Origin of the sequence: Salinisphaera sp. T31B1, from assembly GCF_040361275.1 — a bacterium.
GTDB lineage: Bacteria > Pseudomonadota > Gammaproteobacteria > Nevskiales > Salinisphaeraceae > Salinisphaera.
Genome location: NZ_APNH01000001.1, coordinates 993917 through 1014457 on the forward strand (window position 1 = coordinate 993917; position 20541 = coordinate 1014457).

General features: G+C 64.3%; 19 protein-coding genes and 1 tRNA gene. 11 read left to right on the forward strand and 9 right to left on the reverse strand.

Annotated elements, in window-relative coordinates:
• Window positions 1-5: 5 nt before the first annotated feature.
• Both T31B1_RS04615 and T31B1_RS04620 read right to left on the reverse strand, forming a co-directional pair.
• Window positions 6-377 (reverse strand): DUF423 domain-containing protein, encoded by a 372-nt coding sequence (locus tag T31B1_RS04615; RefSeq protein ID WP_353248275.1) that lies wholly within the window; start codon window positions 375-377, stop codon window positions 6-8.
• Entirely contained in the window at window positions 374-1219 is an 846-nt protein-coding gene (locus T31B1_RS04620) for a PhzF family phenazine biosynthesis protein (protein ID WP_353248276.1), read from the reverse strand. The genes T31B1_RS04615 and T31B1_RS04620 overlap by 4 nt, the downstream gene beginning before the upstream one ends.
• Window positions 1220-1309: 90 nt before the next feature.
• Here T31B1_RS04620 and ppk1 point away from each other — a divergent pair, with 90 nt between their 5' ends.
• The 6 genes from ppk1 (at window position 1310) to T31B1_RS04650 (ending at window position 8518) form a co-directional block, all read left to right on the forward strand.
• Window positions 1310-3406: a polyphosphate kinase 1 gene (gene ppk1, locus T31B1_RS04625; protein ID WP_353248277.1), complete on the forward strand. Its 2097-nt coding sequence runs from the start codon at window positions 1310-1312 to the stop codon at window positions 3404-3406.
• Window positions 3407-3508: 102 nt separating this feature from the next.
• A complete protein-coding gene (locus T31B1_RS04630; RefSeq protein WP_353248278.1) occupies window positions 3509-4504 on the forward strand; it encodes a lipid-binding SYLF domain-containing protein in 996 nt (331 codons plus the stop codon).
• A complete protein-coding gene (gene mtgA / locus T31B1_RS04635; RefSeq protein ID WP_353248279.1) occupies window positions 4501-5214 on the forward strand; it encodes a monofunctional biosynthetic peptidoglycan transglycosylase in 714 nt (237 codons plus the stop codon). Before T31B1_RS04630 ends, mtgA begins: the two co-directional genes overlap by 4 nt.
• Window positions 5215-5271: 57 nt before the next feature.
• Window positions 5272-6288 (forward strand): hydrolase, encoded by a 1017-nt coding sequence (locus T31B1_RS04640; RefSeq protein ID WP_353248280.1) that lies wholly within the window; start codon window positions 5272-5274, stop codon window positions 6286-6288.
• A gap of 20 nt (window positions 6289-6308) precedes the next feature.
• The gene (locus T31B1_RS04645) at window positions 6309-7325 is read left to right on the forward strand and encodes a TIGR04283 family arsenosugar biosynthesis glycosyltransferase (protein ID WP_353248281.1); all 1017 of its coding nucleotides are present in this window, start codon (window positions 6309-6311) and stop codon (window positions 7323-7325) included.
• A complete protein-coding gene (locus T31B1_RS04650; RefSeq protein ID WP_353248282.1) occupies window positions 7322-8518 on the forward strand; it encodes a phospholipase D-like domain-containing protein in 1197 nt (398 codons plus the stop codon). Before T31B1_RS04645 ends, T31B1_RS04650 begins: the two co-directional genes overlap by 4 nt.
• A gap of 194 nt (window positions 8519-8712) precedes the next feature.
• On the opposite strand, the gene T31B1_RS04655 is transcribed toward T31B1_RS04650, so the two are convergent.
• The 6 genes from T31B1_RS04655 to glnK (T31B1_RS04680) form a co-directional block, all read right to left on the reverse strand.
• Window positions 8713-9051, reverse strand: coding sequence for a P-II family nitrogen regulator (locus T31B1_RS04655; RefSeq protein ID WP_353248283.1), 339 nt, complete (start codon window positions 9049-9051; stop codon window positions 8713-8715).
• Between the two features lie 86 nt (window positions 9052-9137).
• Entirely contained in the window at window positions 9138-10439 is a 1302-nt protein-coding gene (locus T31B1_RS04660; RefSeq protein ID WP_353248284.1) for an ammonium transporter, read from the reverse strand.
• 173 nt (window positions 10440-10612) lie between these two features.
• A complete protein-coding gene (locus T31B1_RS04665; protein WP_353248285.1) occupies window positions 10613-11899 on the reverse strand; it encodes an ammonium transporter AmtB in 1287 nt (428 codons plus the stop codon).
• A gap of 43 nt (window positions 11900-11942) precedes the next feature.
• Window positions 11943-12281 carry a P-II family nitrogen regulator gene (gene glnK / locus T31B1_RS04670; RefSeq protein WP_353248286.1) on the reverse strand — a complete coding sequence of 113 codons (339 nt, stop codon included), beginning with the start codon at window positions 12279-12281 and terminating at the stop codon, window positions 11943-11945.
• A 157-nt stretch (window positions 12282-12438) separates the two neighbouring features.
• Window positions 12439-13713, reverse strand: a complete 1275-nt coding sequence (locus T31B1_RS04675) for an ammonium transporter (protein WP_353248748.1) — start codon at window positions 13711-13713, stop codon at window positions 12439-12441.
• A gap of 56 nt (window positions 13714-13769) precedes the next feature.
• Window positions 13770-14108, reverse strand: a complete 339-nt coding sequence (gene glnK, locus T31B1_RS04680; protein ID WP_353248287.1) for a P-II family nitrogen regulator — start codon at window positions 14106-14108, stop codon at window positions 13770-13772.
• A gap of 274 nt (window positions 14109-14382) precedes the next feature.
• On the opposite strand from glnK (T31B1_RS04680), the gene T31B1_RS04685 reads away from it, so the two are divergent.
• The 4 genes from T31B1_RS04685 to T31B1_RS04700 all read left to right on the forward strand — a co-directional run bounded on the left by T31B1_RS04685 (window position 14383) and on the right by T31B1_RS04700 (window position 19316).
• Window positions 14383-14622: an accessory factor UbiK family protein gene (locus T31B1_RS04685; protein ID WP_353248288.1), complete on the forward strand. Its 240-nt coding sequence runs from the start codon at window positions 14383-14385 to the stop codon at window positions 14620-14622.
• 3 nt (window positions 14623-14625) lie between these two features.
• On the forward strand, window positions 14626-16143 hold the full coding sequence (locus tag T31B1_RS04690; protein ID WP_353248289.1) for a YifB family Mg chelatase-like AAA ATPase: 1518 nt from the start codon (window positions 14626-14628) through the stop codon (window positions 16141-16143).
• Window positions 16144-16378: 235 nt separating this feature from the next.
• A complete protein-coding gene (locus T31B1_RS04695) occupies window positions 16379-17140 on the forward strand; it encodes a TorF family putative porin (protein WP_353248290.1) in 762 nt (253 codons plus the stop codon).
• 154 nt (window positions 17141-17294) lie between these two features.
• A complete protein-coding gene (locus T31B1_RS04700) occupies window positions 17295-19316 on the forward strand; it encodes a UvrD-helicase domain-containing protein (protein ID WP_353248291.1) in 2022 nt (673 codons plus the stop codon).
• 95 nt (window positions 19317-19411) lie between these two features.
• Here the strand turns inward: T31B1_RS04700 and T31B1_RS04705 are convergent, their stop codons facing one another.
• The gene (locus T31B1_RS04705; RefSeq protein ID WP_353248292.1) at window positions 19412-19903 is read right to left on the reverse strand and encodes a c-type cytochrome; all 492 of its coding nucleotides are present in this window, start codon (window positions 19901-19903) and stop codon (window positions 19412-19414) included.
• A gap of 139 nt (window positions 19904-20042) precedes the next feature.
• Here T31B1_RS04705 and T31B1_RS04710 point away from each other — a divergent pair.
• Window positions 20043-20119, forward strand: a tRNA-Arg gene (locus tag T31B1_RS04710).
• Window positions 20120-20541 lie beyond the last annotated feature (422 nt).

A 20541-nucleotide genomic window follows, 5' to 3' on the forward strand; every position in this document is an offset into this window, starting at 1 on the left:
GGGTCTCAGCGGCGTACTACCGCCGCCAGCAGCGCGATCCAGCCCACGATCAGCAGGACGCCGCCCAGCGGCGTGATCGCCCCCAGCCAGCGAATGCCGGTAAGCGCGAGTACATACAGGCTGCCGGAGAACACCAGCGTCCCCGCCGCGAAGCTGACCCCTGCCACCAACAGCGCACCGCCTGCGCCGGCTTGGCGAGCGAGCAGGCCGACCGCGAGCAGCGCGGCGACATGGAAGAACTGATACTGCACGGCCGTGTGCCAGATCGACTGCATCTCCGGCGACAGCCGGTCAGCCAGCGCATGGGCACCGAATGCGCCCAGCAGCACGCCGAGCAGGCCGTACAGACAGGCGCCCACGAGAGCGAACTGGCTCATGGCCGGCCGCCGCCGTCGTTCAGGAACAACCGCCCCTGGGCATAGCGGACCGCGGTCCCGCCCAGATGAACGCGGTCACCGTCGACACGACATTCCACCCGTCCGCCGCGCTTCGAGATTTGCCGGCCGACCAGTGTGTTCCGACCGAGCCGCTCGGCCCAGTAAGGGGCGAGCGTGCAATGGGCCGAGCCGGTGACCGGGTCCTCGTCGACGCCATGACCGGGTGCGAAATAGCGCGACACGAAGTCGTGGTCCGCACCGGCGTCTGCCGGTGCGCAGACGATGAAGCCGAGATCGGTCCGTTCCGACCAACGTGCCAGCGCGCGCATGTCAGGGCTCAGTGCCGCGATATCCGCAGCATGCTCGAAAATCGCCAGATAGTTGTTGGTCTCCAGCCATTGGCTGGCCCGCGCGCCCAGGGCCGCATCGAGTGCGGCGGTGTCGGTGGACGCCGGGCAGGGGCGGGCCGGGCGCGCCGGGAAATCCAGCCACAACATGCCGTCGGCGACGTCGACGCCCAGCTCACCGGCACGTCGGGTGATAAAACGCAATGGCGGGTCGAAGCCGTCCCGACAGTTGAGCAGCACGTGCGCGCTGGCCAGGGTGGCGTGTCCGCATAGTTCGACCTCGCAGGTCGGCGTGAACCAGCGCAATTCGTGGGCGGAATCACCCGGCACGATGAATGCCGTCTCGGAAAGATTGTGCTCGGCGGCGATCGCGGCCATGGTGGCCTCATCGAGCCACTCGTCGAGCACGACCACGGCCGCCGGGTTGCCGGCAAAGACCCGATCGGTGAAGGCATCGATCTGGTAATAATCGTAGGCGCGTAACAGTTCTGTCATGAATCGGTCATATGAGGTTGTTATCCAGAGTGCTCTTCAACCGTATCCGGCCACGGCCGGCGGTGTGACCCCAGCAAGAATACGCCAACTATGTCTGCACGCCCCAAACCTGCCGCCGACCTGCCGCTCGATGCCCCGGAGCTGTTCTTCAATCGCGAGCTGTCGCTGCTGGAGTTCAACGACCGGGTGCTCGAGCAGGCCCGCGATACGGATGTGCCGCTGCTCGAACGGCTGAAGTTCCTGTGTATTTCCTCGACCAACCTGGACGAGTTCTTCGAGGTCCGGGTTGCCGGTCTCAAGCAGAAGGCCGAACTGGTCAATGCGCCGACCGATGCGGACAATCGCACGCCCAGCGACGCCTTGCGCGTTATCGGCACACGCGCCCATGCATTGGTGGAAAAGCAGTATGCGACGCTCAACGACGAGCTCATCCCCGCGCTCGAAGACGAGGGCATACGCTTTCTGCGCCGCTCGGAATGGAAGCCCGAACAGCGCGCCTGGCTGGCCGAGTATTTCGAGGAGGAGCTGCTGCCGGTAATCAGCCCGTTGGGGCTGGATCCGGCCCATCCGTTCCCTCGTATCCTCAATAAATCGCTGAACTTCATCGTCTCGCTCGACGGTACCGACGGATTCGGCCGCAAGATCGAGCACGCCGTGGTCCAGGCGCCGCGAGCGCTGCCGCGGGTGATCCAGCTTCCGCCCGAGGCCACAGGCAGCGGGCCGCATGATTTCGTGTTCCTGTCATCGATCATCCACGAACACGTCGGCGACCTGTTTCCCAGCATGGGTACCTCGGGCTGCTATCAGTTTCGGGTGACGCGCAATTCGGATCTGTTCGTCGATGAGGAAGAGGTCGACGATCTGCTGCGCGCGGTCGAAGGCGAGTTGCCCTCGCGTCGCTATGGCGACTGTGTTCGTCTGGAGGTGGCCCACAACTGTCCGCAGGCGCTCAGCGACTACCTGCTGGCGCGGTTCATTCTCGGGCGCGAGGATCTGTATCAGGTCAATGGGCCGGTCAACGTCAATCGGCTCATGGCGCTGCTGGACACGATCGACCGGCCGGACCTGAAATACCCGGTCTATACGCCCCGGCTGGCAGCCGAACTCGGCCCCAGCGGAGATCTGTTCGCCGAGATCCGGGCCGCGGACGTGCTGCTGCATCATCCGTTCGATTCGTTCCTGCCGGTGATCGACTTCGTGCGCCGGGCAGCGGCCGATCCCAAGGTGCTCGCGATCAAGCAGACGCTCTACCGTACCGGCCCCGAATCGGCGGTCGTCGATGCGCTGGTCGACGCGGCACGGGCAGGCAAGGAAGTCACCGTGGTGGTGGAGTTGCGCGCACGGTTCGACGAAGCCGACAACATCGAACTGGCCAACCGTCTGCAGGCCGCCGGCGCGCATGTCGTCTACGGCGTGGTCGGCTACAAGACCCACGCCAAGATGACGCTGATCGTGCGCCGTGAAACCGACGGGCTGCACAACTATGTGCATCTGGGAACCGGAAACTACCACCCCAAGACCGCGCGCCTTTACACCGACTACGGACTGTTCTCCTGCGATGCGGACCTGGGCAACGACGTCCACGAGATGTTTCTGCAGCTCACCAGTCTGGGCAAGGTATCGAGTCTGGCCCGTATTCTCGATGCGCCGTTCCGGCTGCATCCGGCGATCATCCAGATGATCGGGCGCGAAGCAGAGCACGCCGCCGCCGGACGTCCGGCGGCGATCGTGGCCAAGATGAATGCGCTGGTCGAGCCGCAGGTCATCCGGGCTTTGTATGCCGCGGCACAGGCCGGCGTCGAGATCGATCTGATCGTGCGTGGCGTCTGCTGTCTGCGCCCAGGGGTGCCGGGCGTGTCGGAGACCATCCGCGTGCGGTCGATCGTGGGCCGTTTCCTGGAGCATACGCGGGTGTTTCATTTCGCCAACGGCGACGACCCGGTGCTTTATCTGGCCAGCGCCGACTGGATGGACCGGAACTTCTTCCGTCGCGTGGAAACCTGCTTTCCCGTCACCCGCGCGGCGTTATATGATCGTGTCAGGCAGGAGCTGGACCTGTATCTGCACGACAACAGCCAAGCATGGCTGCTCGGCGCCGACGGGGCCTACCAGCGAGCGACGCCGGCCGATGACGAACCCCGGCTGGCGGCGCAGAAACGCCTGATGGAGGGGCCGGGAACGAGCTGACTCCGGGCGGCGTGTTTGAACCTGACGTCGCGCCGGCGGTCTGAAGGCGCAGGTTCTTTGCCGGCACGGCCGGCTCATGTCCCAATCAAGGGGAAAGCACAGATGAAACAATGGATGACGGGGCTGTTGGCCGCCGTATTGATGCTCACTACCGCCACGGCTGCCATGGCGGCCTCCGAGCAGGAACAGAAACTCGACGACGCCACCACCGTCGTGCGCCAGTTTGTCGATATCCCCGAAAACGCCATTCCGCCGGCGCTGCTCGGCCAGGCCTATGGCATCGCCGTGATCCCGAGCGTGCTGAAGGTCGGCTTCGTGCTCGGCGGTCGTCGCGGCAAGGGCGTGCTGTCGGTGCGCACCGCCGACGGCAGCTGGTCGAACCCGACGTTCATCACGCTCACCGGGGGTTCCATCGGTTGGCAGGCGGGTGCTTCATCGTCGGATATCATCCTGGTGTTCAAGACCCAGCGCAGCATCGACAAGATTGCCGATGGCCAGATCAGCCTGGGCGCCGACGCGGCCGTCGCAGCCGGCCCGGTAGGCCGAAGTGCCGGTGCGGCCACCAATCTCGGTTTCGATGCCGAGGTGTATTCCTATTCGCGGTCGCGCGGCCTGTTTGCCGGCGTATCGTTGGAAGGCGGCAAGATCGGCATCGATCGGGACGCCAACTGGCTGTTCTACGACAAGGCCGGTATCGATGCGCTGACGATTCTGCGTAGCAAGGATCACTCGAACATGCCGCAGTCCGGTCAGCGTTTCATCTATACGCTTGACCGCTACATGCCGCCCTCGGACGATTTCGATCGCGATGCGGCCACGCGCGGCACGAGCATGGAGTCCGCGGCAACCCAGCAGAACGGATCGGGCAACGCCGGGGGCTCCAGCGATGCCTACGGCCGCGGCCAGTCCCAGCCCTACGACAGTGGCAGCGGCGTGACCGTTCAGCAGGGCAATTACGATGCCCGTGACAACGATGGTGCTGCGGCCAACGGCGGCGCCGGCGGCTATGAACAGGCCCCGAGCGGCAATGGCGGATACAACAACAACGCGCCCAGCAACGACGGTAGCTACGGCAGCGGGGGAAGCAGCGGCTATTGATCTTTCTGCGCAATCGGTTCTGTCGCTATCTGCTGATCCTGTGCGCTGCGGTCGCGCTCGCGCCCGCGGCGCTCATTCTCCTGTTCCGGTGGGTCAACCCGCCGGTGACCGCGTACATGCTGCGAGTACACTTCCAGGTTCAACAGGCCAGCGATAGCGACGGGCCGACCCTGTATCAGCAATGGGTCGGGCTGGATTCGATGGCCGCCTGCATGCCGCTGGCGGCCGTCGCCTCCGAGGATCAGACGTTTCCCACCCACCACGGGTTCGTCTGGTCGGCCATCGGTGACGCCCTGGCCGACAATGCGTCCGGCTCCACCGTGCGCGGCGCCAGCACGATCAGCCAGCAGACCGCCAAGAATCTGTTCCTGTGGCCGGCCAAGAGCTATGTGCGCAAGGCGATCGAGGCCTATCTGACGGTCTGGATCGAAGTGTTGTGGCCCAAGCGCCGGATTCTCGAGGTCTATCTCAACATCGCGCAGTTCGACGACCGCGTGTTCGGCGTGGGGGCCGCCGCCGATCGGCTGTTCGGAACCACGGCCGCCAAGCTGAGCACCCGCCAGTGCGCCGCTCTGGCCGCCGTGTTGCCTGCGCCCGAACGCTACGATGCCGCTTCTCCGGGGTCGTTCGTGCAAGGGCGTATCGCTTGGATCGAACGCCAGATGCGCCACCTCGGCTCGGGCTATCTGACGGACACGCTCGCCCGGTAGATTGTGTACAATGCATTGGGTGATCGTAACGTCAGACCGCGTTGTTGGACTCATTCCATGCTGATCGCTAGCGACTTCGAGCCGGCCTTCTGGTTGCGCAATGCGCACGCCCAGACGGTCTTCGCGTCCAAGCTGCGACCGCAACCTCCCATCGAGGTCGAACGCGAGCGTCTGGAACTCGACGACGGCGATTTTCTGGATTTATCGTGGTTGCCCGAGCGTGGACTGGCTGCCGATGCGCCGGTCGTGATTGTCCTGCACGGGCTGAACGGGTCGCTCGAATCCAAGTATGCGCGCGGTTTGATGCGGGCCGCCGATAGCCGGGGCGCACGTGCGGTTCTGCTGCATTTTCGGGGAGCGGCCGAACCCAATCGGCTGCCGCGCAGCTATCATTCAGGCGAGACCGGCGATCTGGCGACCGTTGTCGAACACGTGGCGCGGCGGTTTCCCAAAGCACCGCTGGCCGGTGTCGGTTATTCGCTGGGCGGCAACGTGCTGCTGAAATATCTGGGCGAGCAGGGGACACATTCACGGCTGACCTGCGCAACGGCCGTCTCGGTGCCCTACGATCTCAAGCGTTGTGCCGAAGCGATCCAGCAAGGGTGGTCGCGGATCTATCAGGCGCATCTGATCAACGGTCTGCGCAACGCATACGAAGCCAAGTTCCGTGTTCTGGAGGCGCCGTATCCGAGGCCGGACTTTCGCCAGTTACGCGACTTCCCGGCATTCGACAACGCCATCACGGCGCCGCTCAACGGCTTCCGCGATGCTGAGGATTACTACGCGCAGTCCAGCAGCGGCCCGTTTCTCAAGCACGTACGTACGCCGACGCTGATTCTTCATGCCCGGGATGATCCGTTCATGACACCCGAGATCATACCGGCGCCGGAAGATCTTTCACCGGCAATTCGCTTCGAGCTGTCCGACCATGGCGGACATGTGGGTTTCGTCGCGGGCGGGCGTTTCGGCGAACCGGTGTACTGGCTCGAACAGCGAATTCCGGCGTTTCTGGAACGCCATCTGCCTGCGTTCGCCCTCGATGGCGACCGGGGCACAGCGCAGGAGGCCGGCTGAACGCCCATCCCGCCCTCGCGGTGGTCGTGCCGAGCCTCGACGAAGCCGAGGCCCTGCCGGCATTGCTCGCCGACCTCGCAGCGCAACGGTCGTGCGACCTGCAGATCGTGATCGCAGACGGCGGCTCGCGCGATGCCACCACCGACATTGCACGCGCCGCCGGCGCCCAGGTCGTGGTGAGCGCACCGGGCCGCGGCCGCCAGATGAACCACGGCATGGCCGCCACCACCGCACCGTGGCTGTGCTTTCTGCATGCCGATTCGCGTTTGACCCACCCGTATCAGCTCGCCCACGCCTGCGCTCGGCTGGCCGAGACCGGCGTCGACTGCGCCGGGCATTTTCCGCTGCGTTTTGACGACACCCGAGCCGGCCGCTGGCTATATCGGTATATGGAAGCCAAGAGCGCCAGCGGTCGGCGGCGTACCATCAACGGCGATCAAGGGTTGATGATCAGCCGGTCGTTTTTCGAGCGTCTGGGTGGCTTCGACGAACGACAGCCTTTCCTCGAGGATCAGCGCATGGCCGCGGCGATCGATCGTCATGGACGCTGGCGATTGTTCGAGCATCGTCTGGCCACATCCGCCCGCCGTTTCGAAGCCGAGGGCCCGCGCGCGCGCTATCTTCTGATGGGCCTGATCATGGCCATGCACCTGGCAAGGGTCGATTCGTTCTTCGTACGGGCGCCGGGTGTCTATGCCCGTCAGGCCGATACACGCGCGTTGTCGCTGATGGCCTATTTTCGACTGTTGTATGCACTGATGCGGGCATGCGGGCCGGCGGCCAGCCTGCGCGCAGCCTGGCGTATCGCCGGTGTGGCGCTCGAGCAGAGTTGGCAGCCGTTTTTCGCGCTCGATACAGCGCTTCCGGCCGGGTGGCGGTCCCGCGGCGCGTTCACATGGCTGCACGACCGGCTTGTCCGCCCCTTGATCACACATTCACTTGGGCAGGCCGTGGTGATGGCGGGGCTGGTCTTCGTGATCTTCGGGCCGTTGCAGCTATGGTGTGCGCTGCGCGAAACCGCTAGGGTGGCGCGATGAAAAACGATGCTGGTGCCGACGTTTCGGCCAAGTCGCATATGGGCGACGACAACTTCTACCGTCGGGCACTCGAATCCACGTTGGGCATTCCGTTCACCGCCGGCAATACCGTCGAGCGACTGGTCAACGGCTGCCGCATCTTTCCGGCGATGATCGAAGCCGTCGAGAACGCGCGCGATTCGATCGATTTTCTGACGTTCATCTACTGGCAGGGCGAGATCGCCGAACGCTTCGGCCATGCGCTGGCCGAGCGTGCTCGACAGGGCGTACGGGTGCGCGTGCTGCTCGATGCCTTTGGCGCCCACAGCATGCCCCAGGACGTGATCGATCAGCTGCGCGACGCGGGTGCCGAAATCCAGTGGTTCCGGCCCACGGCGCGATGGCGTTTCTGGCAGGTCGACAATCGGACGCACCGCAAGATCCTTCTGGTCGACAACGCCATCGGCTTTACCGGGGGCGTGGGCATCGCCGCCGAATGGGACGGCGATGCACGCAACCCGCAGGAGTGGCGCGAAACGCATTTTCGTCTGACCGGTCCGGTCGTGGATGGGCTTCGGGGCGCATTCGTTTCCAACTGGGTAGAGGCGGGAGCGGGCAGCTTCGAGGATGACTGGAGTCTGCCCACGGGCCAGCCGAACGGCGATGCGCTGATTCAGGTGTTACGCACCTCGGCGGCCGTCAACTACAGCGATATCGCGACGCTGTTTCGGCTGGTCACCAGCATCGCCCGTCGGCGCCTGCGAGTGACTACCGGGTATTTCGTGCCGGATCAGCCGACCATCGATCTGCTGTGCGCGGCCGCCGGGCGCGGTGTCGATATCGAGATTCTGTTTCCTGGCCCGCATACCGACTCGCGCGTGGCTCGAATCGCCGGTGAGGATACGTTCGACCAGCTTCTGGCCGCCGGGGTAAAGCTTTTTCGCTACCAGCCGACCATGTTGCACGCCAAGATTCTGCTGCTGGACGACGACGTCGCGGTGATCGGCTCGGCGAACTTCAATCATCGGTCGATGGGCAAGGACGACGAAATCGCGTTGTCGCTGATTCACCCGCCGACGTTTGAAGCCCTGAGCTCGGATTTCGCAGATGATCGTGATCGCTGCCAGGCCGTGAATCCCAAGGACTGGCGCGAACGCGGCGTCTGGCAGCGGTTCAAGGAGCTGATCGGTCGGCTGCTCAGCCCGCAGGCCTAGCACGCGGCGCCTGCGTGCTTCGGGCCGTCACGAAGTGGCCAGCCAGAGCCCGGCCTACCGGGCCGGGCTGGCGATCACCATGACCATGGACTGCGAGTGCGGTCGTTGAACCCAAACGCCTGAATGCGCCGTGGCTCGTCGAATCACAGCGCGTTCAGGCGGCGTTGCGCGGGGTGTACGGGGCCGGAGGCCGGTCAGATGGCGTCGCGGTCGGTCTCGCCGGTACGGATACGCACGACCTGTTCGAGACTGTGCACGAAGATCTTGCCATCGCCGATCTGTCCGGTCTTCGCTGCTTCGATGATCGCTTCGACGACTGCATCGACCCGGTCGTCGGCCACTGCGACCTCGAGCTTGACCTTCGGCAAGAAATCGACCGCATATTCGGCGCCACGATACAGCTCGGTATGGCCTTTCTGACGGCCGAAGCCCTTGACCTCGGTCATGGTCGTGCCGTGCACACCCACCTCGGCGAGTGCTTCGCGTACGTCGTCGAGACGGAAGGGCTTGATGACGGCGGTAACCATTTTCATTGGATCGGCTCCTTTATTTGGATGCTTCGAGTCTAACATCGGCTCGCGGTCCGACCGCCAGTCACGTGGCCGTGTTCGGCCTGCCGTTACAGGTCGTAACCACGCTCTTCATGCTCGGAAATATCCAGCCCTACCTGCTCGCCGTCGGCATCGATCCGCAAGCCCATGAGCGGGTCGAGCACGCGCAGGATCGCCCAGGTCACGAGCGCCGTATAGGCGAACACGACGACCACCCCCAGCAGCTGTACACCGAACTGGTGGCCCATGGTCTGAATGCCCTCGGCATAGCCGTGCCCGGAAAGCGGACCGAGACTCGTCGAGGCAAATATGCCCGCGGCCAGTGTGCCTACGATGCCCCCGACGCCGTGGACCGGGAACACGTCCAGTGAATCGTCGATTCGCAGCGTGCGCTCGACGAACAGGGTCGCCATGAAGCAGATCGCGCCGGCGGCGACGCCGATCACGATCGCACCGGCCGGCCCGACGAAGCCGGAGGCCGGGGTGATCGTGCCCAGGCCCGCCACCATGCCCGTGACGATGCCCAGCACGCTGGGCCGGCCGAACCGCAGCCATTCGGCAGCCATCCACGTCAGACAGCCGGCCGCGGCCGATAGATGGGTCACCAGCATGGCCATGCCCGCCTGGCCGTTGGCGGCCAGGGCGCTGCCGCCGTTGAACCCGAACCAGCCGACCCAGAGCATGCCGGCGCCGGAAACGGTCATGGTGAGATTATGCGGGGCCATGGCGGTTTTCTGGAAACCGTTGCGTGGGCCGACGACGATCGCGGCGACCAGCGCCGCCACGCCGGCGGTGATATGCACGACGGTGCCGCCAGCGAAGTCGAGCAGGCCGAGTTCGCCCAGCCAGCCGCCACCCCAGACCCAGTGCGTAACCGGCACATACACGACCAGCAGCCAGGCGGCGGTGAACACCAGCAGGGTCGAGAAACGGAAACGCTCGGCAAAGCCGCCGACGATCAGTGCCGGCGTGATCACGGCGAAGGTCATCTGGAACAGGGCGAATACCGATTCCGGGATGGTGCCGGCGGTGGCCTCGAGCCCGATACCGGCAAAAAACGCCTTGTCGAGGCCGCCGATGAAGCCGTTGCCCGGCGAAAACGCCAGGCTGTAGCCCACCGCAAACCATAGCAACGAGGCCAGGGCGCAGACTGCAAAGCACTGCATGAGTACCGACAACACATTGCGGACCCGCACCAGACCGCCGTAGAACAGCGCCAGGCCCGGCAGAGTCATGAACAGTACCAGCGCAGTGGTGGTCATCACCCAGGCGGTATCGGCAGCGTTGATGGTCTCGGCGGCCCATGCCGGGCTCGCGCCGAGCAGCAGCACAGACAGGACACAGGCCAGCGGCATGCGGTGCAGGGGCATCGCAGTCTTCCAGAGCAGGACAGGGGAATCGAGTATAGCGAATCGAATCGCCGGCGCGCGTGGCCACGAACCGGGTGGCCGGCCTGTCGAATCCAGCGCCAGGCGTGTCGCCCCGAGACAAAAAAAGAGGCCCCGTTTCCGGGGCCTCTGTTGACGCCGCAGCGTGCGGCCGATCAGGACATGGAGCGACGGCTTCCGCCGGAGGTGAACTCCGGGTAGGCTTCCATGCCGCATTCGCCGAGGTCGACACCCTCGACTTCCTCCTCTTCGGAGACGCGGATGCCGACGACCGCCTTGAGGATGCCCCAGACGATGAGGCTGGTCACGAACACCCAGACAAAGATGGTGAGCGCGCCCAGAATCTGGCCGGTGAAGCTGACTTCGCTGTTGGTCAGTGGCACCACCATCAGGCCCAGCAGACCGCAGACGCCATGGACCGAGATCGCGCCGACCGGGTCATCGATCTTGATCTTGTCGAAGAACACGATCGAGAACACCACCAGAAGACCGCCGGCGGCGCCGAACAGGGTCGCGACCAGCGGAGTCGGTGTGGACGGTTCGGCGGTGATCACCACCAGGCCGGCCAGCGCACCGTTGAGCGCCATGGTCAGATCGCCCTTGCCGAACATCATCCGCGCCAGCAGCAGCGCGGCAACCAGACCGCCGGCCGCAGCGGTATTGGTGTTGAGAAATACCATGGCCACCGAGTTGGCACTGTTGATATCACCCAGCTTGAGCACGGAGCCGCCGTTGAAGCCGAACCAACCCATCCACAGGATCAGCGTGCCGAGTGCTGCCAGCGGCAGATTCGCGCCCGGAATGGCGGCCACGGTGCCGTCTGCGCGGAATTTGCCTTTACGCGGACCGAGCAGCAGGACGCCGGCCAGGGCGGCCGAGGCACCGGCCATATGCACGATGCCCGAGCCGGCGAAGTCGGAGAAGCCCAGATCGCCGAGGGTGTACAGGCCGAATACCGACGCGCCGTTCCAGGTCCAGGAGCCTTCCATCGGATAGATGAAGCCGGTCATGACCACCGCGAACGCCAGGAACGCCCAGAGCTTCATGCGCTCGGCGACCGCACCGGAGACCACCGACATGGCGGTGGCCACGAACACGACCTGGAAGAAGAAGTCGGCCGCGCCTGCATAGACCGAGTCGCCGCCGAAGCCCGATTCCGCCGACGAGGCCAGCGCATCGGCGACCAGCGTATCGCCGCCGGCGATGCCGTTCAGAAACAGGTTGCCGTCGTACATGATCATGTAGCCGCAGATCATGTACATGATGCAGGAGATCGAATACAGCGCGATGTTCTTGGTCAGGATTTCGGTCGTGTTCTTGGAGCGAACCAGACCGCCCTCGAGCATGCTGAAGCCCGCGGCCATCCACATGACCAGTGCCCCACAGACAAGAAAATAGAAGGTATCGATTGCGTACTGCAATTCGAAGATATTGTTTTCCATGATTTAAAGATCCCTCGAAATATCGGGCGTTGAATGCGCGTGCTTAGAGCGCGTCCCGGCCGGTCTCGCCGGTACGGATACGAATGGCCTGTTCCAGTTCGGTGACGAAGATCTTGCCGTCGCCGATCTTGCCGGTATGGGCGGCCTTGGAGATCGCCTCAACGGCGGCGTCCAGCTCGGTTTCCTCGATCGCGATCTCGATCTTCACCTTGGGCAGGAAATCGACCACGTATTCGGCCCCGCGATAGAGCTCGGTATGGCCTTTCTGACGACCGAACCCCTTGACCTCGGTCACGGTGATGCCCTGCACCCCCACCTCGGATAGCGCTTCACGGACCTCATCGAGCTTGAAAGGCTTGATTACGGCTGCGATAAGTTTCATGTTCAAAACTCCTTTGACTCAGTCATGGCTGCTTGTAACCGCACCGGCGCCGGGTATCGTCCGGACACGGTGCAGGGGTCTCCCTGTCGACCCTCGATCGGGATTCGATTGATCATCGCTAGCGCGCGCCCGGCGGTGGCACGACAACAAAGGGCACTCACAGGTCGTAGGCCTTTTCGTCGTGTAGTGCCAGGTCGAGCCCCGTGTCCTCGTCTTCGGGCGTCACGCGCAGGCCGATCGCGGCATCGATGACCTTGAGAATGACGACCGTGGCGATCGCGTCGTAGACCACCGTGGCCAGCACGCCGATGCACTGAGCCAGGAGCTGGCCGCCGATGCCGCCGATCTGATCAGAGAATCCGGCCCCGCCCAGCGCCGGCGCGCAGAACACGCCGGTCAGCAAGGCGCCCACGATGCCGGCCACGCCGTGCACGCCGAAGGCGTCCAGCGAGTCGTCGTAGCCGACTCGGGTCTTGAGCAGCGTCACGGCGTAGAAAGCGAACAAGCTGCCGCCCAGGCCTACGGCGATCGCGCCCATCGGGCCGACGAAGCCGGAGGCGGGCGTGATGGCGACCAGCCCGGCCACCGCGCCCGAGCAGATGCCGAGCACGCTGGGTTTTCCGTGGTGGGCCCACTCGGCGAACATCCAGGTCAGCGCGGCCGCGGCGGTGGCGATCTGGGTCACCGCCATGGCCATGCCGGCCGTGCCGTCCGCGGCGAGTTCGCTGCCGGCGTTGAAGCCGAACCAGCCCACCCAGAGCATCGACGCGCCCACCAGGGTGTAGGTCAGGTTATGCGGCTTCATCGGGGTCTTGGGAAAGCCCGAGCGCCGGCCGAGCATCACCGCGCAGACCAAGCCCGCTATTCCCGCGTTGATGTGGACGACGGTGCCGCCGGCGAAATCCAGCACGCCCAGCCCGCCCAGCCAGCCGCCGCCCCAGACCCAGTGGGCGATCGGCGCATAGACCACGGTCAGCCAGACGCCGATGAACCACAGCATGGCCGAAAACTTCATGCGCTCGACGAATGCACCCACGATCAGCGCCGGGGTGATGATCGCGAACGTCATCTGGAAGACCATGAACACGGTCTCGGGAATCGTGCCGCTGAGGCTGTCCACGGTCACCCCGGCCAGAAACATCTTGCCCAGGCCGCCGATCAATGCGCTGCCTTCGGTGAACGCCAGGCTGTAGCCCCACAACACCCAGATGAGGGTGGCCAGACAGCAGATGGCAAAACACTGCATGAGCACCGACAGCGCATTCTTGGCCCGCACCATGCCGCCATAAAACAGCGCCAGCCCCGGGATGGTCATCATCAGCACCAGCGCGGTGGCCGTGATCATCCAGGCGGTATCGCCCGAATCGAGCGTGGCAGCGTCCTGGGCCAGGGCGCTGCCGGGCAGGGCGGCGGCCAGTACGGCCATCCACATGGCCCAGCGATAAAACAATCCTGTTTTCGAGTTCGACATGGCAGGACTCTCCTTGATTAGAGTGCCTCAGCGCCGGTTTCGCCGGTCCGAATACGAATCGCCTGATCGAGCGAGGTGACGAAGATCTTGCCGTCACCGATCTTTCCGGTATGGGCGGCCTTGGAGATGGCCTCCACAACGGGGTCAAGGTCGGTGTCGTCCACCGCCACCTCGATCTTCACCTTGGGCAGAAAATCGACCACGTACTCCGCGCCGCGATAGAGCTCGGTATGGCCTTTCTGTCGGCCGAAGCCCTTGACCTCGGTCACCGTGATGCCCCTGACACCGATGTCGGAGAGCACCTCGCGGACTTCGTCCAGCTTGAACGGCTTGATGACGGCTGCGATCAGTTTCATGGCGTTCTCCCTGGTGGATCGGACCGGTGTCGCGCATCTGCTGCCGCCGTTCACGGTCTTAAAGTCACGTGCAGACGAGATAGTGCGCAGCTGTCTAAGCATTCACCGTGCCAAGCCAGAAAAAACAAGCAGTTGTAATAATTCTGCTGTACGGCTCGAGCAGGCGGATTTGAGCGTGCAGGCTCCGCGCACCAAAAAAGTGCAAGCAGGTTTTGCGTGGGGCCGATCGCCAAGGCAAACTGCGTGTTTGCGCCTGCTTTGTCTCGGAGTATTCATGCGGTCGATCGAAGATATCGCCACGCGCCTGTCGCAGGCGCTGCCACCCCAAGTGGGTCCGCTACGCGATGAACTGCACGCCAATTTCCGGGCGATTCTGCAGAGCCAGCTCGCGCGGCTGGAACTGGTCCCACGTGAGGAGTTCGAGGCCGCGCGGGCGATGCTGGCTCATACACGGGCCAAGCTGGACGATATGGAACAGCGCATGGCCATGCTCGAGGCTCAAGCCGAGCGCTGAGCGATGGCCCTGTCCTGCGTGCACAGTCGGGCGCAGACAGGGCTCGATGCGCCGGCGGTGGCCGTCGAAGTGGACCTGGCCGGTGGGTTGCCCGCCCTGGCGATCGTCGGTTTGCCGGAAACCGAGGTCAAGGAAAGCAAGGATCGGGTCCGCGCGGCGATCGTCAACAGCGGCTTTCAGTTCCCCACTCGCCGGATCACCGTCAACCTGGCGCCCGCGGATCTACCCAAGGAGGGGGGGCGGTTTGATCTGGCCATCGCACTCGGGATTCTTGCCGCCTCGGAGCAGATTCCCGCCGCCGCGCTTGAGCGCTACGAGTTTCTCGGCGAGCTGTCGCTATCCGGGACGTTGCGAAAGGTGCGTGGTGCACTGCCGGCGGCGTTGGCCGCGCAACAGGCCGGACGTGCGCTCGTGCTGCCCGAGGAAAACGGTCATGAAGCCGCGCTGGCCGGCGCCGACAGCGTGCGAGCGGCGCTCCATCTGAACGATGTCACCGCCAGCCTGATCGGCGACGATATCCGCTGGCGGGCGCCCGACGAACCCCCCATAGGCGCGCCGAGCAACGCGCATGCGGAACTGGCCGACATACGCGGCCAGGCGCAGGCCAAGCGGGCCTTGGAGATCGCGGCGGCGGGCGGCCATTCGTTGCTGCTCATCGGCCCGCCCGGCGCGGGCAAGACCATGCTGGCCTCGCGACTGCCGGACCTGCTGCCGCCCATGGATACGGCGCTGGCACTGGAAGTCGCGGCGGTCGCCTCGATCAGCGCGGGCGGGTTCGATCCGGCCCGCTGGGGGCAGCGCCCGTTTCGTGCCCCGCATCACACCGCCTCGGGCGTCGCTCTGGTCGGAGGCGGCTCGACCCCTCGGCCCGGCGAGATCACGCTGGCGCACGGGGGCGTGCTGTTTCTCGACGAACTGCCGGAGTTCGATCGACGCGTGCTGGAGGTGCTGCGCGAGCCGCTTGAGTCCGGCCATATCGTGATCTCCCGCGCTGCGCGCCAGGCAGAGTTTCCGGCCGCTTTCCAGCTCATCGGTGCGATGAACCCCTGTCCCTGCGGCTATCTGGGCGACCCGTCGGGGCGCTGCCATTGCAGTCCCGAACGCATCGCGCGCTATCGCGGCCGTATCTCGGGGCCGCTGCTCGACCGTATCGACATGCACCTGAATGTTGCGCCGGTTGCACGGCAAGTGCTCATGTCGACAGCGCCGCCGGAGCCGGCGGCCGGCAGCCAAGCGGTTCGCGCCCGGGTCATCGCGGCTCGCCAACATGCGGTTGCCCGCGGATATGCGAGTAACGCCGGGCTGACCCCGGCCGAGATCGATCGACATTGCGTGCTCGAAAACGGTGCGCGCACCATTCTGGAGCAGTCGATCCAGCGCCTCGGGCTGTCGGCCCGGGCCTATCACCGCATTCTGCGACTGGCGCGCACGATCGCGGATCTGGCTGGTGCTGCCTCGATCGAACGGGCGCACGTGGCCGAAGCGATCGGTTTCCGACAGCTGGATCGGCAGGCCGGCTGACAAACCGCGTCCGACCGGCGCGACCACATATTTTTTTCTGACGGCTCGGCTTGCAGTCCGCGTTATGACGGGCGGCAGGTTTTCATGCGGCGGTGTGGCGCCTGTCGGCTTGAGCGCTCGCGTGCTCCGGCCAACCTGGCACGGCTGATGCATATCCGTGGTCAAGTCCCGGCCAAAGGCCTAGAAGTGGATCGGGGTTTCTCGCCAAGAGATTTTGTAAAGGGAGCACTACTTGATGAAAAAGCATCTTCTGATCGCATCCGCCGCTTCGGCCATCACGATGATCAGCGGACAGGCCATGGCCGACAGCCTGCTGCCGTTCCTGCCGGGCGAAGCCAGCGCGAATGTGGCCTACACTACTGATTACCGCTACCGCGGCGTGTCGCAGAGTGATCGCGATTTCGCCATCCAGGGCGGTTTCGACTATGCCCTGGACAGCGGCTTTTATATCGGCACCTGGGCATCGAGCATCGACAACTTCAACCCGAGCCCGGTAACCGGTGACAACGGCGCCCAGGCCGAGGTCGATTTCTATGCCGGGTATGGTTATGCGCTGACCGACCACCTGGCACTGGATATCAACGCGCTGTACTACTACTACCCGGGGGCGAGCAGCGCCGGCGACAACAACGAGATCGATTTCTGGGAGTTCACCCCGGGCATCACCTACAGCGACGACAATATGACCGCCTCGCTGTCGATCTCCTACAGCGACAATTTCTACAACGAGTCGGGTGATGCGTTCTACTACAACACCAACTTCGAGTTCCCCCTCAACGATTATCTGACGCTCGGCGCGCATGCCGGCTACCAGACGGTCGACAAGGAAGAGCGGTATTTCGAGGACTACGCCGACTGGTCGATCTCGCTGGGCACCTCGATCATCGGTCTGGACTGGTCGGTCGCCTATGTGGATACCGATCTCGACAGTGCGGCCTGCGGCGGCACCGATATCTGCGACTCCACTTTCGTGGGTACGATCAGCAAATCCTTCTGATCGCGGCTACGAAGACAAAGCCATGCACAAGCCGGCCCACGGGCCGGCTTTTTTTGTCTGTGCAGCCGCCCGTCGATGCCGGTGTGCACCTGTTAGACTCGGGCGCCCGCGGCCCGGGTCGCCCGGCATCCATCCGTCGAATCAGCCTTGGTGCATGAGCAGCTCCGCACTTCCTCAACTCAATCGTCAGCAGGAAGCCGCAGTCCGTTATCTGGACGGGCCGCTGCTGGTGCTGGCCGGTGCCGGCTCGGGCAAGACGGGCGTGATCACGCGCAAGATCGCGTATCTGATCAAGCGCGGTTACGCGGGCGACCGTATCGCGGCGGTGACCTTTACCAACAAGGCGGCACGCGAGATGAAACAGCGTGCGGGCAAGCTCATTCGAAGCGAGGACGCCCGGGGCCTGACCGTCAGCACCTTCCACAGTCTGGGTCTGCAGATGATCCGCGCCGAGCACGCCGCGCTCGGCTACAAGGCGCGTTTTTCGATATTCGACGCCGAGGATGCAGACAAGCTGCTGGCGGATCTGGTCGGCCGTGACGGCGACGCGCGCAAGACCGCGCGTTTTGCGATCAGCGCCTGGAAGTCCGCGCTGATCGATCCCGAGGCCGCCGCGACCATGGCCCAGGGCAGCGAAATACCCATCGCCAAGGCCTATGCCGAATATCAGCGGCGCCTGAAGGCCTATAACGCGGTGGACTTCGACGATCTGCTGAGCCTGCCGGTGACGCTGCTGCGCGGTGACCCGGCCGCGCGCGAGCGCTGGCAGAACCGTTTCCGTTATCTGCTCGTCGACGAATATCAGGACACCAATGCTGCTCAGTACGAGCTCATGCGTCTGCTGGCCGGTGGCCGCGCGGCGTTCACTGTCGTCGGCGACGACGACCAGTCGATCTATGCATGGCGCGGCGCGCGACCCGGCAATATCGCGGATCTGTCGCGCGATTTCCCGCATCTCAAGGTCATCAAACTCGAACAGAACTATCGCTCCGTCGGCCATGTGCTTTCGGCCGCCAACCAGCTGATTCAGGCCAATCAGCGTGCCTACGAGAAGACGCTGTGGAGTGCGATGGGCCCGGGCGACCGGATCCGGATTCTGGCCTGCCCCGATGAAGCAGGCGAGGCCGAGCGCGTGGTCAGCGAGTTGTCCGCGCACCGGCTGCGTACCGGCAACCAGCTGGGCAATTATGCCGTGCTCTATCGCGGCAACTTTCAGTCGCGTGCGTTCGAAAAAGCGATGCGCGAACACAATATCGCCTATCGCGTGTCGGGCGGGCGGTCGTTTTTCGAGCGCAGCGAAATCCGCGACCTGGCGGCCTATCTGCGCCTGCTGACCAATACCGATGACGACGCCGCCTTTCTGCGCGTGATCAATCTGCCACGGCGTGAGCTGGGGCCGGCCACGCTGGAAACCCTGGCACGCTACGCTGGACAGCGGCACCGCAGCCTGTTCGATGCCGCTCGCGGTATCGGCCTGACCGGCGGCATCAACGACCGTGCCGGGCGTCGTCTGGAAGAGTTCGTCGACTGGGCGACGACTCTCGCTGCAATGGGCGAATCCACGCCGGTGCGCGAACTGGTGGTCACCTTAATCCGCGATATCGGCTATCGCGACTGGCTCCGAGACACCGCGGCCAATACGCGGGCGGCGCGCAAGCGGCTTGAAAACGTGGATGAGTTCCTGTCCTGGCTCGGCCACGTGGAGGAAAACAGCGACGGCACGCCGCGTACGCTCGACGAGGTGGTGCGTCGTCTGAGCCTGATGGATTTTGCGTCCCAGTCGGAAAAGGATATCGACAATCAAGTCCACCTGTTGACGCTGCATGCAGCCAAGGGCCTGGAGTTCGACCATGTCTATCTGGCCGGGCTGGAAGAGGGCCTGCTTCCGCACCATGCCTGTATGGATGACGACAAGATCGAAGAGGAACGTCGGCTGCTCTATGTCGGTATCACCCGGGCACGCAAGACGTTGGCGCTCAGCTATGCGCGCCAGCGGCGGCGGGGCGGCGAGATGACCGACAGTACGCCAAGCCGTTTTCTCGAGGAATTGCCTCGTGAGGAGATCGACTGGCCGCAGGCCGGCGGTCGCCGCGATGCCAAGGCCGAGGCCGAACACGGCCGTGATCAAGTGGCTGCGTTGAAGGCCATGCTCTCGGGGGAGAGCGGCTCGGCCTGATGATCGGGACGCACAAGGGGCCCGCCGGCTATCCGATAGACATGAAAAAGCCGCTTCGGTGAGCGGCTCTTTCGATCAGCGATGCACCGGGGCGATCAGGTCGCGCCCGCTTCGCCGAGGATGTAGTCCACGGCCTTGTGCATTTCCTCTTCGCTGAGATCGGGGTTGCCGCCCTTGGCGGGCATACCCTTGTAGCCGTTGATGGCACGCGAATACAGAGTGTCCTTGCCCTGCTCGGACAACCGCTGTTTCCAGGCGGCCGTATCGGAGACCTTCGGTGCACCGGCGACGCCTGCGGTATGACACGCCGTGCAGACATTGTTGAAGACCTGCTCTCCCGACAGCGGCTCGCCGCCGCCGGTGTCGGACGCTGCAGCCATCTGTGTGGCGTTGGGGTCGGTATTGACGGCATAGACGGGTTCGGTGCGCGATTTCACGCGGGTCAACTGCTCGGGCCGCATCTCGTCGTTCGAGGCCGCCGAGGAGATGATGTTCGCGCCGATGATCGCGATGATCGTGATCGCGAACAGAATGGCCAGTACGATCGTGAACGCACGAAAGAACGATTGGTCGGTGTTGGCGGTCATAGCAAGCTGTCGTCTGCGTGAGCGTGAATAGAGCGCGGCGGAGGGCGCAGTATACCGGATTTTACTTGGCCCACGACCGTTGTACGCGCCAAGACGATGGACGCGGGCGCAATCGGTGCGTATCCTTTGCCCGGTTCAAGCGCCCGTAGCTCAGCTGGATAGAGCGCTGGCCTCCGAAGCCAGAGGTCGCAGGTTCGACTCCTGCCGGGCGCACCAATCAAAAAAGCCGGCCGCAGCGCCGGTTTTTTTGATTGGATCATCTGTTTAGGGTCGAACCTGCGACAGACCCAAAATGATGGTTCGACGAACCTGCGTAGCAGGTGAGAACAGTGCCGCCCCGGCACTGGCCCGAAGGGCGCGCGGACGTTGTCCGCGCGTACTCCTGCCGGGCGCACCAATCAAAAAAGCCGGCCGCAGCGCCGGTTTTTTTGATTGGATCATCTGTTTGGGTCGAACCTGCGACAGACCCAAAATGATGGTTCGACGAACCTCCGTAGCAGGTGAGAACAGTGCCGCCCCGGCACTGGCCCGAAGGGCGCGCGGACGACGTCCGCGCGTACTCCTGCCGGGCGCACCAATCAAAAAAGCCGGCCGTAGCGCCGGTTTTTTTGATTGGATCATCTGTTCAGGGTCGAACC

What these genes read in the sequence shown, in the direction of transcription:
- T31B1_RS04615 (WP_353248275.1), bottom strand. Translation starts at nt 377, where the DNA reads ATGAGCCAGTTCGCTCTCGTGGGCGCCTGTCTGTACGGCCTGCTCGGC.
- T31B1_RS04620 (WP_353248276.1), bottom strand. Translation starts at nt 1,219, where the DNA reads ATGACAGAACTGTTACGCGCCTACGATTATTACCAGATCGATGCCTTC.
- ppk1 (WP_353248277.1), top strand. Translation starts at nt 1,310, where the DNA reads ATGTCTGCACGCCCCAAACCTGCCGCCGACCTGCCGCTCGATGCCCCG.
- T31B1_RS04630 (WP_353248278.1), top strand. Translation starts at nt 3,509, where the DNA reads ATGAAACAATGGATGACGGGGCTGTTGGCCGCCGTATTGATGCTCACT.
- T31B1_RS04640 (WP_353248280.1), top strand. Translation starts at nt 5,272, where the DNA reads ATGCTGATCGCTAGCGACTTCGAGCCGGCCTTCTGGTTGCGCAATGCG.
- T31B1_RS04650 (WP_353248282.1), top strand. Translation starts at nt 7,322, where the DNA reads ATGAAAAACGATGCTGGTGCCGACGTTTCGGCCAAGTCGCATATGGGC.
- T31B1_RS04655 (WP_353248283.1), bottom strand. Translation starts at nt 9,051, where the DNA reads ATGAAAATGGTTACCGCCGTCATCAAGCCCTTCCGTCTCGACGACGTA.
- T31B1_RS04660 (WP_353248284.1), bottom strand. Translation starts at nt 10,439, where the DNA reads ATGCCCCTGCACCGCATGCCGCTGGCCTGTGTCCTGTCTGTGCTGCTG.
- T31B1_RS04665 (WP_353248285.1), bottom strand. Translation starts at nt 11,899, where the DNA reads ATGGAAAACAATATCTTCGAATTGCAGTACGCAATCGATACCTTCTAT.
- glnK (WP_353248286.1), bottom strand. Translation starts at nt 12,281, where the DNA reads ATGAAACTTATCGCAGCCGTAATCAAGCCTTTCAAGCTCGATGAGGTC.
- T31B1_RS04675 (WP_353248748.1), bottom strand. Translation starts at nt 13,713, where the DNA reads ATGTGGATGGCCGTACTGGCCGCCGCCCTGCCCGGCAGCGCCCTGGCC.
- glnK (WP_353248287.1), bottom strand. Translation starts at nt 14,108, where the DNA reads ATGAAACTGATCGCAGCCGTCATCAAGCCGTTCAAGCTGGACGAAGTC.
- T31B1_RS04685 (WP_353248288.1), top strand. Translation starts at nt 14,383, where the DNA reads ATGCGGTCGATCGAAGATATCGCCACGCGCCTGTCGCAGGCGCTGCCA.
- T31B1_RS04690 (WP_353248289.1), top strand. Translation starts at nt 14,626, where the DNA reads ATGGCCCTGTCCTGCGTGCACAGTCGGGCGCAGACAGGGCTCGATGCG.
- T31B1_RS04695 (WP_353248290.1), top strand. Translation starts at nt 16,379, where the DNA reads ATGAAAAAGCATCTTCTGATCGCATCCGCCGCTTCGGCCATCACGATG.
- T31B1_RS04700 (WP_353248291.1), top strand. Translation starts at nt 17,295, where the DNA reads ATGAGCAGCTCCGCACTTCCTCAACTCAATCGTCAGCAGGAAGCCGCA.
- T31B1_RS04705 (WP_353248292.1), bottom strand. Translation starts at nt 19,903, where the DNA reads ATGACCGCCAACACCGACCAATCGTTCTTTCGTGCGTTCACGATCGTA.